The sequence below is a fragment of the Phyllobacterium sp. NPDC097923 genome (assembly GCF_044760925.1).
GTDB lineage: Bacteria > Pseudomonadota > Alphaproteobacteria > Rhizobiales > Rhizobiaceae > Phyllobacterium > Phyllobacterium calauticae.
Genome location: NZ_JBIWBL010000003.1, coordinates 121877 through 138333, shown reverse-complemented (window position 1 = coordinate 138333; position 16457 = coordinate 121877). Strand labels below are relative to the sequence as shown.

The following is a 16457-nucleotide window of genomic DNA, read 5'->3' as shown; positions in this document are numbered from 1 at the left end:
CGGTGTGACTGAATCAACTGGGAGAGAGAACATGAAAACGATGATGAAAGTGGCGGCCGCCGCAGCGGCGCTCATGATAGCCGCAACGGTGGCGCAAGCCGATGTGCTGGAAAATATCAAGAAATCCGGAAAGGTGCGCATTGCGGTCGCCATGGGCAGCCCGGAATATTCCTATGTCGACAGCGATCTGAAAGCGACAGGCTCCGACGTCGAGACCGCCCGGCTCATTGCCAAGGACCTCGGCGTCAAACTGGATCTGGTCGAGATTACCAATGCCGCCCGTGTACCGACCGTCCAGACCGGAAAGGCGGATATGGTCGTCTCCGCACTCGGCATTACCGAGGAGCGCAAGAAGGCTATCGACTATTCCGTTCCCTATGCCACGCTGAGCCTGATTGTCGCGGCGCCCAAGAATGTCGAGATCAAGAATTATGCCGATCTCGCTGGCAAGCGCATCGGTGTTACCCGCGCCACGACAAATGACATGGACATCACCCAGAATGCGCCCGGCGCGCAAATCGTACGCTTCGAAGACGATGCGACCCTGATAACGGCAGCCGTGTCGGGTCAGGTCGACATCATCTCCAGCCAGTCGGCTGTGCTGGGCGGCCTGAACAAGAAACGCACCAGCAATCCGCTTGAACTCAAATTCACCCAGAAGGAAACCAATCTGGGTATCGCTCTGCCGAAGGGAGAAAAACCGTTGCAGGATTGGCTCAACAACTGGGTAAAGACCAATTTCGCCAATGGAACGCTGCGGACTGTTTTCAAGGAGTTCCACAACCGCGATTTGCCTGACGATCTCACCTCTCGTTGATCTGAGGCGCAAAAATGCTGGATCAGGGGTGCTTGCGCGCCCCTTTTCGCTGTTCGCACCTATGCCCTCCCCTCACCATTGAGCGCCTTGATCACCGGAATGACCGAATACTGGCCAATTTCAGCCCTGTCGGTCAGCGCGCGCAGATATCCGCCGGGTGAGCGAATTTCGCCAGCCCGCTCCAATATTGCGGCAATGGTGATGGAAGCATTGATATCCCCCATGGTTTCACGCGCCCTTTCCCAGGCATCCGGCGAAATACCGAGCATGGAGCGGACGAGACCGGCGGTCTGCATCAGATCACGCCAATCCCCGATGTCATTGCGGGCATAATCCCGGATTTGCGGGCAGGCTTCCAGGACGGCGCCCAACGGCAGCGCCGCGGTCTTCACCGGCCCGGCGGCCAAATCCCCCGGCCGGGTATCGCTGTGCTGCGCCCGTTTCAGTTTGGCGTCCAGCAACCGCTGGCGCATTTTTGACATTGCCTGGCTGCGCCCGGCTTCCGCCTTGCGGTCTTCTTCCGTTTTAGCATCCCCGTTACCTGCCGTTTCAGGCGCTGCCGTTCGTTTCTGGCTTTTTTCGTAAGCCCTTTCAAAATGGTGGTCTATATTTGAATTCTGAATATGGTGCTCAGAAGAAGAGTCAGTGCCGCTCATTTCTTCGTTTGAAAGTGTGTCGAGATAGGCTTTTTCGACCTTCTTGCGCAGATCAGCAAGCGCGTCCCGCCTTGCTTTCATGGTCTCCAATGGCAGATGCCTGCTGACGCGCCCCGAAAGGGCTGCCAGTTCATCCGCATAGGCTTCCCACGCGCCTGGACGTTCCTCGCTCAGTCCGGCGTCAATGGTCTTGGAGACATCGCGCAAATGGATGGTGATCTCGCTGCGGACGCGATGAATGGCGCGCTCCATGTCCCGTGCCGCGGCCGCATGTTCCCTGATTTCATCAACGCGGAGCGCGAGCGGTGACAAATCAAAGCCAAATGCATGCTCGATTTCCCCGCCTTCCCCGCGCCGGGCATAGCGTTTGCCGTTCGGGCTGTCGCGCCGGATGATCAATCCTGCTTCCACCAGCGCGGCAAGATGCCGGCGAATGGTCGCGGACGACATGCCACGCGTGCGCATGGATAGCTCCGCATTGGACGGAAACACCACCAGCGGTGCGCTACCGTCGAGCAAGGTCTCGGGATAGAAGCTCAGAAGCGCCTCCAGCACGGCAATGGTGCGATCCGACAGGAAGAAAGCCGCGCGCGCCTGCGTCAATTCCCGCAGCAGCGCCCATTTTTCCGGGTGATTGGCATCGCTACCGGCCAGCTTTTCACGGGCGCGGGCTGTCTTTTCCTGCACCGCGAACATGGCATGCGACAGCGATCGCCCGCCAAACGGCGTCGTTGCAAAACGATCAGTCATTTTCTCTACCTCAAATTGAGGCAAGGGAAAGGTGTTGCCGGAACGCGTCCAACGCTTGACAAGTCAGGTAGGAAGTGATTCTCTAAAATTGCTACATTGAAGAGGGCTTCCGGAGCGGTAACGTTCTGGGGGCCTTTTTTCTTGCCGTTGTTCCTTCTCTTTGTTCTTTCCGTTCAACGCTTACACAAAACCAGAATAACGCCTGTCTCAGGCTTTTTGCTCGCTCCTGTAGCGCTGCAAAAGCCCGTTTAACTCGCCAGCCACAAACTCCACGAACCCCTCGGGAACCGTGTCGGCAAAACTGATCGACCGCTCCTTTCTGCTGTTCAGAAGCTGGGCGATGAAATCACCATTGCCGTCGTGTATATGCCTTGCGGCTGCAGGATCGGCTTTGGCTGCCGCAGCTGGCCTGTTGAGCTCCAGCAGCCGCTCGAACACCGCTTCAAAGCGACCGTCGCTGCCCTGCAGCTTGAAATGGTCCTGCTGCACAATCGCCTGCGCGGCCGTTCGGCCATCCGGCTTCTTCAACAGATCAGCCAGTTTGACCCAGCGCGGCCGGCCGATTTTGGGTGCGGGGCCGATGGCCTGCAAAATCGGCTTCGGAATGGCATCCACGACCTGGAGGTAGCGGGTCATCTCGGCTTTGTGCAAAGCCAGGGCATCCTGCACCACCGACCGGCTGAAACCGCGGTCAATCAGGTTGCGGGCAAAGAAAGCCCGTTCGATAAAGGAGAGATCGCGCCGTTCGGCATTTTCCTTACCCTGCGCCACCACAAGCTGGGCATCGCTGAGCTCACGGACGATCGCCTGCACCGGCAGCTTGAGTTCCGCCGCCGCGCGCAGACGGCGATGGCCGTAGGCTGTCTGGTAGTACCCCTTCCGCTCCGGATGCGGCCGGACGAGAATGGGAACCTGCTGGCCATTCAGCTTGATGCTCTCGACCAGTTCCCTGAACGTCTCGTCAAGGCCGAAATCGTGGCTCAGCCGGTCTTCGACAAAAGAATACTCAATAAGCTGGGGATCAATCTCGATGACCCGTTCCGCTCCCTCGAGACTTTCTCTAATCTTGCGGGCATCCTCCAGCTCACGCGAGATACCGCCGAGCGACAGGCCCATAGCCTTGATGGCACCGGACGCCGTGCGCTGCTTCGGTTGCTCAGAAGGAGGAGTGTTGTCCATCGGAGCCGCATTGAGCGGCGTCGGCTCCGGCTGGGGAGCCGTATCCACCGTTCCGAAAAGCGCTTTGAGTTGATCCCTGCGGTTCTTGTCAGTCATTTGCTTGCCTCACACAGGCCGGTTCCAGGCCTTGAAAATCAGGCCCTGGATTTCAGCATTGACGGAGGACAGCGATTCAATGGCCCGGTCATAGGTCGCCCGGGTGAAACTGTCGCGTGAAACTTCATAAAGCGTCTGCTTGGTCAGGCCAGCGTCGGAAAACGCCGTCGATTTCACCACGGCCGATGTCAGCACGCGATCGCCGAAGAGCGAGCGCAGGAAGCCGGCAATCTGCTGCTGCGGCGCGTCATTGGGCTCAAAGCGGGTGATGAGATAGCGCATGAAATCGAAATTGAGTTCGCCGCCCGCCTCGCGCACGACGGCCAGAAGATCCGCCGTCATGAACAGGAACTGGCTCATGGATGCCACATCGAGCATCTGCGGATGCACCGTGACGAGAACCGACGTCGCGGCGCAAAGCGCCGACAGCGTCAAAAAGCCGAGCTGCGGCGGGCAATCGATGACGACCACGTCGTAATCATCCGAGATCGTATCCAGCGCCGCCTGCACCCGGGCAAAGAACAACTGCTGTTCGATGCTCTGCTGCGCGCCATGCTGGCGGTCGGCGAGCATTTGCGGTGTGGTGTGCTCAAATTCCTGCAGCTCGAGATTGCCGGGAATAAGATCGAGCCCGTCAAAATAGGTCTTGCGGATGATGTCGCGCATCAGGCGCCGTTCACCGTCATAGCGAATGGCCCCGTAGAGCGTATCATTGCCGGTCAGATCGAGTTCCGGCTGGTAACCGAACAGCGCCGACATCGATGCCTGAGGGTCAAGATCGACTGCAAGGACGCGAAACCCGGCCATGGCCAGATGCTGCGCCAGATGCGCGCTCGTCGTGGTCTTGCCGGAACCGCCCTTGAAATTGGTGACCGCAATCACCTGCATATGCTCATTGGCCGAGGGATCGCGATGCGGCAGATAGGTTCTGGCCTTCGGGCCGCCGGCTTCGGCGAGATGATGGCGCAGCGCATTGATCTCGGCGAGCGAGTAAAGCCGGCGTCCATTGGCACCGGTTTCCGGCTGGGGGCCCTCGCCGGCGATGGAAAGCTGGCGCAGATAGCCATCGGAAACACCGATGAGCTTTGCCGCCTCGCCGCTGGTGAATTTGCGCAGAGCCTTCTGGGCGGTCGGCGGAAACAGTCGGTTGCGCATCGCCTGCAACTGTGCCGACAGCATTTCTGCGTCGGCAGCGATGGCCCGGTCTGCGGTCAAGGCAGCGGATGGCTGTGGCACAGCCGCCAATTGCGCGCCATCCGGTTGAGTTGTCTGTACCGCATTCATCATAGTCACGTATCGTTCCTGTGCGCCTGTTCAATAGAATCGCATCAGCGCAGGATGAGGATGCGCCGATTCGACAGAAATACCAAAAAGGGTAACGCTGACCGGTGGTTTAACGCTGCAAAACAGCACTAACATTCAGATTTACGTGTAACGCTTATATCGCAGGATACCCCTTAAAACCGTAAGTAAACTGCTGAAAGAACCGAGTCGCGTCAAGCACTTTATAGTTAACGCAAATTAACCATTAAGGCAGCGCCCTTGGGCCCCATGCTGGTCACTCTGGCCGATCCCAAGACTTCAAGAGGGGTGAGACCAGCATGGCGCACCTTTATGTGTAGATCGGGGGCGTTTTTGAAGCCGTTTGACACCTGACGACGGACATGGAGGATTTCGTCGAAAGGCAGATCGTGCCGCCGTGGCTCCATGGACAAACCCTGGCCTCGCATTCTACTGTGGCGGTCACGGGCACGCACCACATGAGTCGGACGCGGGCCGCGGTTTCAGTCCAAAGGGAAAAACATGCGCATTCGGTCGATGATGATGGGGGCAGCTGCCTTGGTGGCGGTTGGAGCGTTCGCTGTGCACGCGCAGGCCGAAGGGTTCGAAAACATTGTGCTCTCCGCAAGCAAGGACGCGAACGAGACCCAGGCGACATTTGCGCCAGATACGGCCAAGATATTCCTCTCCGCCGACCTGACCGACGAGGTGGCCTCGGGATCAAAGCTAACCGTGAGCTGGATTTCGGTGGATTCGGGCGGTGTCGCGCCGGCGAACTACAAGATCGACGAGGCCAGCTTCGAAATCGGCAAGATCGAAAACCATATCGACGCCTCGCTTTCCAAGCCGGACGCTGGCTGGCCTGTCGGCACCTATCAGGTGCAGATCGCCGTTGACGGCACGATGAAGGAAGCGGTCGACTTTTCCGTAAAGTGACCGGCGCACGCCAGGTGGCCCTACTCCATGAGTAGGGCGTCGCCGCCCGCCATCGACTGTGGCGCGAGAAGAATGCGCTTCGGATTTACTTTCAATGCGGGCAAGCCATGCTGGTCCAGCCCATTGAAGACAGTGTGCATTATTACGATTGAGGTCCCGAGTTGGGCTTGTTCTCATCCTGCCCAGCAAGCTCAACCTCATCTGAAACTGTGCACGAAGAGCTTATATTTGTCGCCAGAATGCCTGGGACGCCTGTCTGCGGCGGCGTTCGGTAAACGCCACGGCAAGAATGACCGAGGCGATTGTGGTGGCACCGACTGCGAGCAGGTAAAGCCACGGCACCGACATGGTTTCTGGCGGCGGATCAAAAACACCCGTCAGCATCCTGATGAGAATACCTGCCGTTATAACGCCCGTAACAAGACCGAATGTCAAACCTCCAAGCAGAATGATGGCGGCCTCGCTCCACAAGAATGCCGCGAGTTGGGCTGGCTTGACCCCGATTGCGTTGAGAATGGCATAGTCGCGACTTCGGTCAATAAAACCGAGGGCAAGCATGAGCCCAGCCGAGACAATCGCCATGATGAGCGCGAACACCAGTTCAATCGAGGTCAAGCCACGAAGATCGACTGCGGTAAGGCTGGAGCCAATCAAACGGCTGACCGAGCCAATATCCACGATTTTCAACGACGGGAACGAGCCCAGTGATACGCTGGCCGCGCGCGCGACCGCTGCCGGATCGATGCTTGTACGCAGCAGCACATATTCAGCCGTCGCGTCGCCGGTAATTTTTGCAACATAGTCCATATTTGCGACCAAAAACGAATCTTTCGGCGCAGTGGGAAACTCCCTTACGACACCGATGAATTTAAACGGGTAGGCATGATATTGATGGTCGGCCGCGGTTTGCAGGCGCAGGTTTATCGTGTCACCCGCTTTGAGCTGAAAATCCCTTACCGTTTCCTCCGACACGAGAACCCCGTCGGGCGTTTTCAGGAGTCTCGCCAGATTGTCGGCGGCAGTTCCCGTAGAGAAAAAGGCGTCGGACAGTTTCGTTGCAGCCTGAATGCGTGCGGGATCGATTCCATATAAATCCTGCAAATCCGTGCCGACATAGGCGAAGCGATGCTGCATGGGACGCGCTACCGTGACGCCTGGAATGGATTCCAATTGCGCCAATTGGCTCCCCGCGGGTTGCAATGTCGTACCAAAAACGGTGACGTCAGAGCCGTTCGTCAGTTCGGCATCCACATGCGCCTGATCGTTGAACGTGCGATTGAAAACCGCCGTGGAGGTTGCAAACGACACCGCCATCGCGACCATGGCAATTGCGAGCGTCAATCGCCCGGCTTGTCGTGATAGCGAGGACGATACAACCTTCGTCATCGACCCGCTCACAGGCATGACCATCGCGCGCAATATCGCGCCATTCCCACGAATGATGAAACCGCAGATGCGGACACAGAAAAGCGCAGATCCAAGCCAGAACAGGATCGGAGCGGCGAATGCCGTATAGTCGACGGCAGTCGCTGCAACGCCTTCCGTCGCCAGAACGACCTGGTAGCCATGTGCCGCCGAATGCCAGAAAATAGCTGCTGCTGACAAGATCAGCACGATATCTGCATAGAATTGCCGCCAAAGCGGGACCGCAGCAGGTTCGACTGCTTTTCGGGCAAGCTGAACAGTTCGAAGCCGCGCCGCATTCCAGGCGGGGAGAATGACCGCTGCCAGGGATAGCAGCATGCCAAGAGCCGCCAGAGCCACGAACAGAAACACGTGCGATAAATTCAGCGGTACATTTCCCAAGAACGTTCTGGCCAATATGAATGCCAGGATCACTCCGCCGATGACACCCAACGGACCAACAACAAACGCCTCCATCGCTGTCAACCAAAGGATTTGACGCATTGATGCCCCGCGAACGCGCATTTGAGCTTGTTCAAGTTTTCTGCGGCCGGCACCTGAAGCGGCAATGGCAAAAGTCAGCATCACCGAAAGCAGTATTCCCGGCACTCCAAGAAACAGAAACAAAACGCGGGCATAGAGGGCATCGCCTCGCACCGCATCCAGCCGTGCTCCAAGATTGTTGGCGAGCAGCGCCGAGCCCGCGACCCGGGCTTCAAGATGACGGCCAGTACCAGTGACATAAGCATAGGCGGCATCAGGGTTTGCAGGTAACTCTGCGTGCGAAAGCTTCGCGTGGAACTGCAACTTGATGCTACCGGGAGAAGCTTCTTCCTGTTGTCTGAAAATGTCTTTCCAAATGTTCAAGGGAAGTATCAAGACATTGTCGGGAGGCGCCTGTGGGGCCGATTGGGGAGGCAAACCTATCGATTGGAAAAGTGAATCCGCGTCGGGCAAATCGACAATGCGGTCGATTTTTAGCGTCGCGGGCGACAAACCGACACGATGGATCGTAACAATATCACCTGGCTTAACGTGGAGATTTGATGCTGTCTGCTGGGTTATCATCGTACCGCCGTTTGGCGCTGACAATGAGCGGATTTCGGCAGGGAAGCTTTGGAGATAGGCGGCGTCAAATGCGAGCACCTGTCCCGGCCCGGTGGTTTGGGTGGTTCCGTCAGTTGTGGCTTCCAGGCCGGTCACGCCTGCAAAATGCGCCTCCCCCATAGCCGCAACCCTTGCGGATTCAGCAATCGCTTTCTTTATCTCTGCTTTATCGGCTGTAGCCAGAACTTCGACCTGCCAGTCAATCGGCACGCCTGCAATCGCTCTCCTGGTCATCGTTTGGGCGCTGGAGGAAAGAAAGAGGCCGAGACACGCGATCAAGCCGACTGTCCCTGCAATACCTGCAGCGGTTCCCAAAAGCTGCAGGGGGCGGCGCGTGACAAGACCGTATACCCAAAGACCCATCATTTCACGGCACCAATTCGGCAAGAGATGGATTGTCGGTGGTCAGCGTGCCGTGTCGCATCGACCATTGTTTCTCCATGCGCTCGGCGACCCTCAGATCGTGCGTCGCGATAATAAGCGCAGTTGACGTGCCATCGATCTGTCTGAGAAGCACGTCGATCAATGTCCTGGCCGTTGCCACGTCAAGCTGGCCGGTCGGCTCGTCCGCAAGGATCAATCGCGGTTGCGTTACAAGTGCTCTTGCCAAAGCGACACGTTGGGCCTGCCCGCCCGACAACTCTTCCGGAAGCTTCCCCGCCAACCCATCGAGCTGGAATTCAGCGAGCAAGGCCATCGCACGTTGATCAGGCAAGCCCTGCCCGCCTGAAACGATCAGCGGCAAGGCTACGTTCTCAAGAACCGTCAGAGCGGGAAACAAACTTTGTGATTGAAAAACATAGGTAATTTTCTCAGGCCGCAGGGTATCTCCGGCACCGAGCGCCGGCCAGACCACAATCCCTCGGGTGGGCCGGTCAAGGCCGCCCAGCAGATAGAGAAGCGTAGACTTGCCACTTCCGGAGGGGCCGGTAAGCGCAATCCGATCCCCGGATATGATCTTGCACGATGACGGCTGCAGGACCGTGCTCACGCCGGATGTTCCGTCCGGAAAGTCCCTTGCAACATCTTTTGCATCGACCAGACATTCAGTCATGGACCACCTTCCCGTCCCTCAATCTGAAAACACGATCCGCGATACCGGACATCGCATCGCTATGGGTCGCAACGAGCGTCGACTTGCCGGCCTGTCGCCGCTTTTTGAAATGCTCGATCAGCTGCGATTCAGTTCTTCTGTCAACTTCAGCTGTGGGCTCGTCGGCGACAAGCAGCACCGGGTCTGCCGCAAGCGCTACAGCCAACCCTGCGCGAGCCGCCTCCCCCCCGGACAGCTCATTCGGATAACCATAGGCACGATGCCGCAGATCGACAGTCGAAAGCAGCATTTCGATGCTGTTCATGTTTGCCATGCCAGCCAGCTGCATCTGAAGTTCGATGTTTTCGGTCACGGTAAGGTGCGCAAGAAGGTTCGGCACCTGTTGCAAAATGCCCAAACGCGTCGCCCTTACGGACGCTCGAAATGCTTCGGAGCGCCGCGTGATCCTCTCACCGGCAATGATGACGTAACCGCCATCCGGTTCTTCAAGGCCTGTCAGGCATGACAGCAAGGTCGATTTACCGCTGCCCGACGGTCCGGTAATCGCAACAATCTCGCCATGCCCAACCTGAAGGCTGACGCCACGCAGCGCCGCCGTTTCATCATCCCCATTGTGGTAAAATCGGTACAATTCATGGGCTTCGACGAGCGGCATGTCATTGCCAGCGAAACGATTGGGACATCATGCGCCATTGATCTGCATTGTCCGCTCCAAATGGTGCATACAGATCGAGCGCGGCAAGCTTTCCATTCCTGAAGTAAAGGTAGCGTCTGTTCTCAAGCCGAACCTGTTTGTTCGTGACGGCGTTTGGCTCGGAATCTGAAGTGTATGAAATCAGGATGGCATTGCCACCTGATACCTTTACGGCGCGAACGCCAGCGACCTTGACCGCTTTTCCAGCGGCCTCCATTTTGGGAACATAGTCTCGCTTTACGGATTCTACCGAGGGCGGCGAAGCGGCGGCGGAAACCATAACCACCACGCCGTCCAATTTGTCGGTAAAGCTGACGCCGTCCGGTCCGTCCTTCCTTGCCCATCCTTCGGGAACTTTCAAAGTAAAGCCGAGAGCGGAGCGATACTCGGTAAAGACTTGGCTATCGGGGATGTCTCCGGGCGTATTCTTTTCCGTCGCAGAATCCTCAACCTGAGGTATCGATGCGGAATACGCTGCCGGCAATGTTAAGAAAGATGATGTGACAGCAGCTCCGAGCACCAAGGCGATCGTGACCGCGGGGTGTTTTTCGAGATATTTGTTCATGGTCATTCCTTCGTGCGCGCCACCATGCGCCATCGAAGACCATAAACATTCAACTTTACGACCGCTTCGCCGCTACCATACGGTTCGGTAAGGCGATCGCCCATACGCACAGCTGGGACAGCGCTCTTCTCGGCGGTCCCGATCAGGCGGGAATTGTATTCGAAGAGCGATATCCGGGCGCTTTTGAGATTTACGGGAAAAGAACTGATGTAAGGTCGTCCGCCAATATCATCATAGAGAATTCCGACTTCGCGAATCCCAAATTGAGATTGCAAAGAGCGCGATTACACCCACTAACCGCTGACGGAAGGAAACACCGCTTTGTTGAAGGGTTTTCAGGCGGCCGTTGCTCGCAGTAAGTTCAATATCGCATTCTTGAGATCTGCTGGGCCATTGATCAGCATATCGGCACCTGCCAAGTCGAGTTCCTCCCGGCTGCCATAACCCCAGGTTACGCCAATCGCTTTCATATTGTTCGCATGCGCCCCGGAAACATCGAATTTCCGATCGCCCACCATCACGCATTTGTCCGGGTTCAACTGGTTCTCTACCAGAATATGCGCGATCAACTCCGGCTTGTGGTCTGTCACAACACCGGGTTCCGAACCGTAAATTCCGGCGAACAGGTCGCTCTGTTCAAGATTTTCCAGAATTCTTCGGGCGAAGAAGACGCGCTTTGACGTCGCCAGAAACAGGTTCATTCCCTCATTGCGAAGGGAATTCAGTGCGGATGGAATCCCATCATAAAGCGTGCTCATCAGAAGTCCCCGAGCGCTGTAGTCGCTGCGATAGGCATCGACCGCATCAGAGATGCGACCGTCGCCGTAGGGTTTGAGCAGATAGCGCATCACCTCCTCGATAGGAGGTCCGATCAACAATTGAATATCCATAACCTCGGGCGGCTCGTGTCCGAGTGCACGCAGGGCGGCACGACAGCTGGACACAATGCCGGGTTGAGAGTCGATCAGTGTACCGTCGAGGTCCAGAAGAACGGAAAGATCAGAATTCGGCATTTGGATTGGATTTCCCCTCGCTTTGTCTTCTTGTATCTGCAACGGACCCCGATCGTCACCCCCAATTCCGATCCGCTTGGCAGCAACAGCGGTCCCAGATTTCAAAATATGGCAGGTTCAAATTGCGTTTTTCGTCTGAGTGTTCCGGCAATCAGGTGCACGCATACCGCAGCAAAGACAATCAGCGCGCCCATTATCGTGCTTGCACCGGGTGTTTCGTTGAATGCGAGCCAAACCCAAAGAGGCGCTAGCGGAGCGTCCAACGATCCAATCAGGGCCGTCTCGATTGCCGGAAGATGCCGGGCACCCAGTGTGAACAGCGCAAGACCAACGGCTGAATTAACAATGCCGAACAGAGCCAGGATCAAAAGCTCATGACTGGTAATGGCAAGCGGATCACCGAGCGGCCAACACACCAATCCACTGAGCAAAGCCGACAGACAGGCGGCCGGCATGATCGGGATATTCCGATACCGCCGCGCGATAACCATCATGTGAGATTTGAAATTGGATTTCTCGTTGCCCAATATGGCTTCCTCTTGCGCCGTATCGATCACCTTCGTTCCATTGGACAATAAGCGTACGATGCTGCACACATCACGCATACAAGCAATCATGCCGTGAACACCGGGGCCTTCAATGTTCTTCCTGATCTCCAAAGTGGCGGGCTACGTGGTCCTGCCGTCCAATATCATCGGGCTTCTCGGTATTTCAGGCATGTTCGCCCTGATCCTGGGGTTCCGCAGGACAGGTCTGTCATTTCTCGCGATGTCAGTTGCGCTGCTTGCAATCCTTGGCTGGTCTCCTGCAGGACCAGCGGCTCTACTGCTTCTTGAGAACCGCTTTCCACAACCCAGCATTACAGGGCCAGTTGCCGGCATCATCATGCTCGGAGGCGCTGTCGACACACACATAACAGCCGGACGTCATAGCCCCGCTTTGAACGAGGCAGCCGAAAGACTGACGGCAACGGCTGAACTCGCCCGGCTTCATCCTGATGCGCGTGTATTGCTGTCCGGCGGTGCCAATCATCTTGTACACGACAACTCCCCGACGGAATCGCAGATTGCCAAAGATGTGCTTGTCTCTATCGGTCTACCTGAAACCCGCATCAGCATTGAGGAGCTTTCGCGCAACACGTGCGAAAACGGATCGGAAACCGCCGCAGCGTTTCAAGCCAAGCCAGGGGAACAGTGGCTGCTGGTAACTTCGGCGAGCCACATGCCGCGGGCCGTTGCATGTTTTCGTGCTGCCGGTATGAACATAACTCCCTATCCCGTGGATTATCGCACCCGCGGAAGCGCAGATTGGCTCAGACCCGTTTCGACCATTGCCACAGGTCTTGCCGCATCTGATCTTGCGATGCATGAATGGCTGGGATTGTTGGTTTATCGTGTCCTTGGTTTGACCGAGGAGTTATTTCCGTCCCCTCGGAACCCGGTGTAGATCCGATCTCGGTCTCGATTGGCTGTGATCGAGGAACCTATGCTTCCAAGCCCGTTTTCCCGGCTTCAAGCGGATTCGGCCTTGAACTTGAGTGCTTCGCGGGGCGGTTTTTCCAGATTATCCGATGTTATGGCTCACTGGACGCTTTACGGAATTAAACGACTCTTGTCGCTCTGGCGGACACGAGTTAGATCAACCGCTCGGTTGTTGATAATGGCTTCCATCGAAAAATAGCCCGTTACGGTTGCCAAATCGAAGTTTGTGATAAGTTTCTGATAAAAAGCGTCATAGCCCGACATCCCACGGGTTGCGACCTTGATTAAATAGTCCCAATCCCCGCCAATTCGGTAAAAATCGATAACCTCCGGCAACTGGTCGACGTGTTTGCGAAAATCATCAGACCATTCCTTGGAGTGGTGGCGCGTGCGGATCATGACAATCACGATCAGATCGAAACCAAGCACCTCCAGATTGATGTCAGCGTGTGCGCCTCGCACCATGCCGATAGCGTGAAGCCGTTGGAGCCTCCGCCAACAGGCATTTTGCGATAGCCCCACCTGGTCGGCCAAATCACGTTGCGATGCGACCGCGTTTCGCTGAAGGCAAGTCAGAATTTTCAGATCAAAATCATCAATTTTCTCGGATTTATCGATCATTTTACCCACTTTAGCTCCAAGTTGTCAAAAAATCGGTGAGGATTTGAAGAGTGAGGGGGAATATAATCTCTGTCAAATCCTATCTGGAGACCGACAGTGCAAGAGCCAGTCAATACTCGCCAATCAGCAGTTCCAATGGCAGTTCTCGCCAAATTCCGAAGTAGCCTCGATTTGGCCGATCCCGTCGTCATGCTACGCGAGGGTCTCATTGGTTCGCAGGCCAAAGTCGACGGGCCGTTCGGCTTGAAAGATCTTGTCTATGCCGATTACGTTGCTTCCGGACGGGCGCTCAAACAGGTCGAACATTTTATCCTCGAAGACGTGTTGCCCTATTATGCAAACAGCCATACCGAAGCCTCCTACTGCGGAGGCATGATGACACGCCTGCGCCGGGCTGCGCGCGCAGTGATCGCGGAATGCTGCGACGCAGACCACAACCACGCGGTCATCTTTGCAGGGTCCGGAGCAACTGCGGGCATCAATCGGCTTGTCAATTTGCTTGGTGTCTCCAAGGCGGTCGCGTCTGGCCAGCGGGTTTGCGTGATCATCGGACCTTATGAGCATCACTCAAATATTCTGCCATGGCGGGAAAGCGGCGCGCAGATCATAGAAATCGCCGAAGGTGCCGACGGCGGCCCGGATCCCGTGCTTCTGACAGAAGCGCTGGAGAGCGCCACCGCAGATCTGAAGGTCTGCTCTTTTTCGGCCGCGTCCAATGTGACAGGGATTATGACCGATGTCGCGGCAATCACGAAGATCGCCAAATCGGCAGGGGCAAAGATCGTCTGGGACTATGCCGGTGCCGGACCTTACCTGCCAATCTCAATGCGCCCCGAAACGGACGTCGAGATAGACGCGATCGTCATATCGCTGCATAAATTCATTGGTGGGCCGGGAGCAACAGGTATCCTGATTGTTCGCCACGATGCCGTTGTCGCAAGCAAGCCCTCTTGGCCAGGTGGCGGCACCGTGAAATTCGTTTCGCCAACCGGCCATGATTACAGCGACAGCCTTGAAGCGCGCGAGGAAGCGGGCACACCCAACGTCATCGGTGACATTCGAGCGGCACTTGCTTTTCTGGTCAAACAGGCGATCGGCTTGGACGAAATCAAGCGGCGCAACGATGAACTGACGCACAAGGCATTTGCGGCATGGCAGAACATTCCCGAGATCGAACTGCTCGGCTCCTGCCTACTGCCACGTCTTCCGATATTCTCGTTCCGAATCAGAAACGCCAAAGGCGGGTATGTCCACCAGCAATTGATCACGCGGCTGCTGAGCGATCGGTTCGGCATCCAGGCCCGGGGAGGTTGCGCCTGCGCAGGGCCCTATGTGCACCGATTGCTGTCGATTGATGCCGACACCTCGCAACGTATGCGGCTGGCGATCCTCAGTGGCAACGAGATCGAGAAGCCCGGATTTACCAGACTCAATCTGAGCGTCCTTTTGTCAGATGAAAAAGTCTCCTTCATCCTGCAATCTGTCGCTCAGTTGGCGCGTGATGCTCCTTCATTTGAAGCGCTCTACACATTCGATCCGGCACGGGCGATTTTCTCGCCGCGTGTTTCGGACTTTCAGGAAGCTGTCCATGCATAGGCCTGACGTTACCGCCTTCTTTGACCCGCGCACATTTTCGGTTCAGTACGTCGTCAGCGATCCGAAGACCAAGGCTTGTGCCATCATCGATCCGGTCCTCGACTTCGACGAGAAGTCGGGCACGACAGCGACATACAATGCCGATCTGCTGCTGGACTTTGTCCGTGCGCAAGATCTGCATGTTCAGTGGATTCTCGATACCCATCCGCATGCCGACCACATGTCGGCTGCAGCCTATCTCAAAGGGATTACGGGTGCGCCAATCGCCATTGGCGCAAGAATTGTCGATGTCCAGAAGATCTGGTCGCAGATCTACAATTGGCCGGATTTGCGCATCGATGGCAGTCAGTGGGACCGGCTGTTCGTTGACGGCGACACCTTCTCCATCGGCAGCATCGCGGCCGGCGTCATGTTTTCGCCGGGCCACACGCTTGCGTCGATAACCTATTCGATCGGCGACGCGGCGTTCGTGCACGATACGATCTTCATGCCCGACAGCGGCACAGCCCGTGCGGACTTTCCAGGCGGAAGCGCAGGCACACTGTGGGCAAGCATCCAGAAAATCCTCGCCCTGCCTGGAGACACGCGCATATTTGTCGGACATGACTATCAGCCCGGTGGACGGCAACCCCTATGGGAAAGCACTGTCGACCGTCAGAAAGCTGAGAATATCCATCTCAAAGGCTCACCAAACAAAGAGGACTTTGTCTTGATGCGCGAGAACAGAGACCGGACGCTCCCAATGCCAAAACTCATTCTGCACGCCTTGCAGGTCAACATCAACGGCAGCCGGCTTCCAGAGTTGGAAGAGAACGGCATACGCTATCTCAAGCTGCCGATGAATGCATTTCAAGGCACACCATGGGGCTGACTTTCATCTCGATGTCCAGCACAATTCTGCATGGTATTCGCGGCGCTCAACTATCCTGATGCAGAACACCTTGCCGTAATCGTGACCGCAGGGTCACCGGAAATTGCGGCCTATACTTTAGGACTCGTGTTATCTGCCTGAACGCTTTTTAAAATGCCCATTCTTCAAAAATGCACCGGAATCATTAGATAATTTCCAATTTCTGGGACGCTTGTTAAAGGCCTATCCATCACTTGATTTACCGTATCGTGCTTCCCTTTCGGCTCTGGTTGCGTACCATCCGAAATGAGGCAACGGCGATGTCGGGAGCCGACAAATGCCAATCCGACGGTAACC

General features: G+C 56.4%; 15 protein-coding genes. 5 read left to right on the top strand and 10 right to left on the bottom strand.

The genetic code is table 11. The features are described from left to right. Positions 1 to 31: 31 nt before the first annotated feature. A complete protein-coding gene (locus ACIQWS_RS16470) occupies positions 32 to 817 on the top strand; it encodes a transporter substrate-binding domain-containing protein (protein ID WP_288193249.1) in 786 nt (261 codons plus the stop codon). Positions 818 to 876: 59 nt separating this feature from the next. Here ACIQWS_RS16470 and repC read toward each other — a convergent pair whose 3' ends face one another. From repC to repA, 3 genes are all read right to left on the bottom strand, one after another. Continuing rightward, positions 877 to 2223, bottom strand: coding sequence for a plasmid replication protein RepC (gene repC, locus ACIQWS_RS16465; RefSeq protein ID WP_403181551.1), 1347 nt, complete (start codon positions 2221 to 2223; stop codon positions 877 to 879). A gap of 207 nt (positions 2224 to 2430) precedes the next feature. Next, positions 2431 to 3498 carry a plasmid partitioning protein RepB gene (repB, locus tag ACIQWS_RS16460; RefSeq protein ID WP_346306456.1) on the bottom strand — a complete coding sequence of 356 codons (1068 nt, stop codon included), beginning with the start codon at positions 3496 to 3498 and terminating at the stop codon, positions 2431 to 2433. A gap of 9 nt (positions 3499 to 3507) precedes the next feature. Then, the gene (repA, locus tag ACIQWS_RS16455) at positions 3508 to 4791 is read right to left on the bottom strand and encodes a plasmid partitioning protein RepA (protein ID WP_403181546.1); all 1284 of its coding nucleotides are present in this window, start codon (positions 4789 to 4791) and stop codon (positions 3508 to 3510) included. 510 nt (positions 4792 to 5301) lie between these two features. On the opposite strand from repA, the gene ACIQWS_RS16450 reads away from it, so the two are divergent. Further along, positions 5302 to 5715 carry a hypothetical protein gene (locus ACIQWS_RS16450; RefSeq protein ID WP_223613075.1) on the top strand — a complete coding sequence of 138 codons (414 nt, stop codon included), beginning with the start codon at positions 5302 to 5304 and terminating at the stop codon, positions 5713 to 5715. Positions 5716 to 5937: 222 nt separating this feature from the next. Here the strand turns inward: ACIQWS_RS16450 and ACIQWS_RS16445 are convergent, their stop codons facing one another. The 6 genes from ACIQWS_RS16445 to ACIQWS_RS16420 all read right to left on the bottom strand — a co-directional run bounded on the left by ACIQWS_RS16445 (position 5938) and on the right by ACIQWS_RS16420 (position 12109). Next, entirely contained in the window at positions 5938 to 8592 is a 2655-nt protein-coding gene (locus ACIQWS_RS16445; RefSeq protein ID WP_403181543.1) for an ABC transporter permease, read from the bottom strand. Between the two features lies 1 nt (position 8593). Continuing rightward, positions 8594 to 9217 carry an ABC transporter ATP-binding protein gene (locus ACIQWS_RS16440; RefSeq protein ID WP_403181541.1) on the bottom strand — a complete coding sequence of 208 codons (624 nt, stop codon included), beginning with the start codon at positions 9215 to 9217 and terminating at the stop codon, positions 8594 to 8596. Between the two features lie 55 nt (positions 9218 to 9272). Beyond that, positions 9273 to 9935 carry an ABC transporter ATP-binding protein gene (locus ACIQWS_RS16435; RefSeq protein ID WP_403181537.1) on the bottom strand — a complete coding sequence of 221 codons (663 nt, stop codon included), beginning with the start codon at positions 9933 to 9935 and terminating at the stop codon, positions 9273 to 9275. A gap of 1 nt (position 9936) precedes the next feature. Beyond that, positions 9937 to 10539, bottom strand: a complete 603-nt coding sequence (locus tag ACIQWS_RS16430; RefSeq protein ID WP_346306615.1) for a hypothetical protein — start codon at positions 10537 to 10539, stop codon at positions 9937 to 9939. Positions 10540 to 10874: 335 nt separating this feature from the next. Further along, positions 10875 to 11552 (bottom strand): HAD hydrolase-like protein, encoded by a 678-nt coding sequence (locus ACIQWS_RS16425; RefSeq protein ID WP_346306614.1) that lies wholly within the window; start codon positions 11550 to 11552, stop codon positions 10875 to 10877. A 101-nt stretch (positions 11553 to 11653) separates the two neighbouring features. Then, positions 11654 to 12109 (bottom strand): EamA family transporter, encoded by a 456-nt coding sequence (locus ACIQWS_RS16420; RefSeq protein ID WP_403181530.1) that lies wholly within the window; start codon positions 12107 to 12109, stop codon positions 11654 to 11656. A gap of 82 nt (positions 12110 to 12191) precedes the next feature. Between ACIQWS_RS16420 and ACIQWS_RS16415 the strand changes: the two genes are divergently transcribed. Continuing rightward, positions 12192 to 12998, top strand: a complete 807-nt coding sequence (locus ACIQWS_RS16415) for a YdcF family protein (protein WP_403181528.1) — start codon at positions 12192 to 12194, stop codon at positions 12996 to 12998. Between the two features lie 146 nt (positions 12999 to 13144). Here the strand turns inward: ACIQWS_RS16415 and ACIQWS_RS16410 are convergent, their stop codons facing one another. After that, positions 13145 to 13654, bottom strand: a complete 510-nt coding sequence (locus ACIQWS_RS16410) for an Lrp/AsnC family transcriptional regulator (protein ID WP_223613078.1) — start codon at positions 13652 to 13654, stop codon at positions 13145 to 13147. Between the two features lie 135 nt (positions 13655 to 13789). On the opposite strand from ACIQWS_RS16410, the gene ACIQWS_RS16405 reads away from it, so the two are divergent. Together ACIQWS_RS16405 and ACIQWS_RS16400 are read left to right on the top strand one after the other, a co-directional pair. After that, positions 13790 to 15250, top strand: a complete 1461-nt coding sequence (locus ACIQWS_RS16405; protein ID WP_403181525.1) for an aminotransferase class V-fold PLP-dependent enzyme — start codon at positions 13790 to 13792, stop codon at positions 15248 to 15250. After that, a complete protein-coding gene (locus ACIQWS_RS16400) occupies positions 15243 to 16121 on the top strand; it encodes an MBL fold metallo-hydrolase (RefSeq protein ID WP_403181523.1) in 879 nt (292 codons plus the stop codon). Before ACIQWS_RS16405 ends, ACIQWS_RS16400 begins: the two co-directional genes overlap by 8 nt. Positions 16122 to 16457 lie beyond the last annotated feature (336 nt).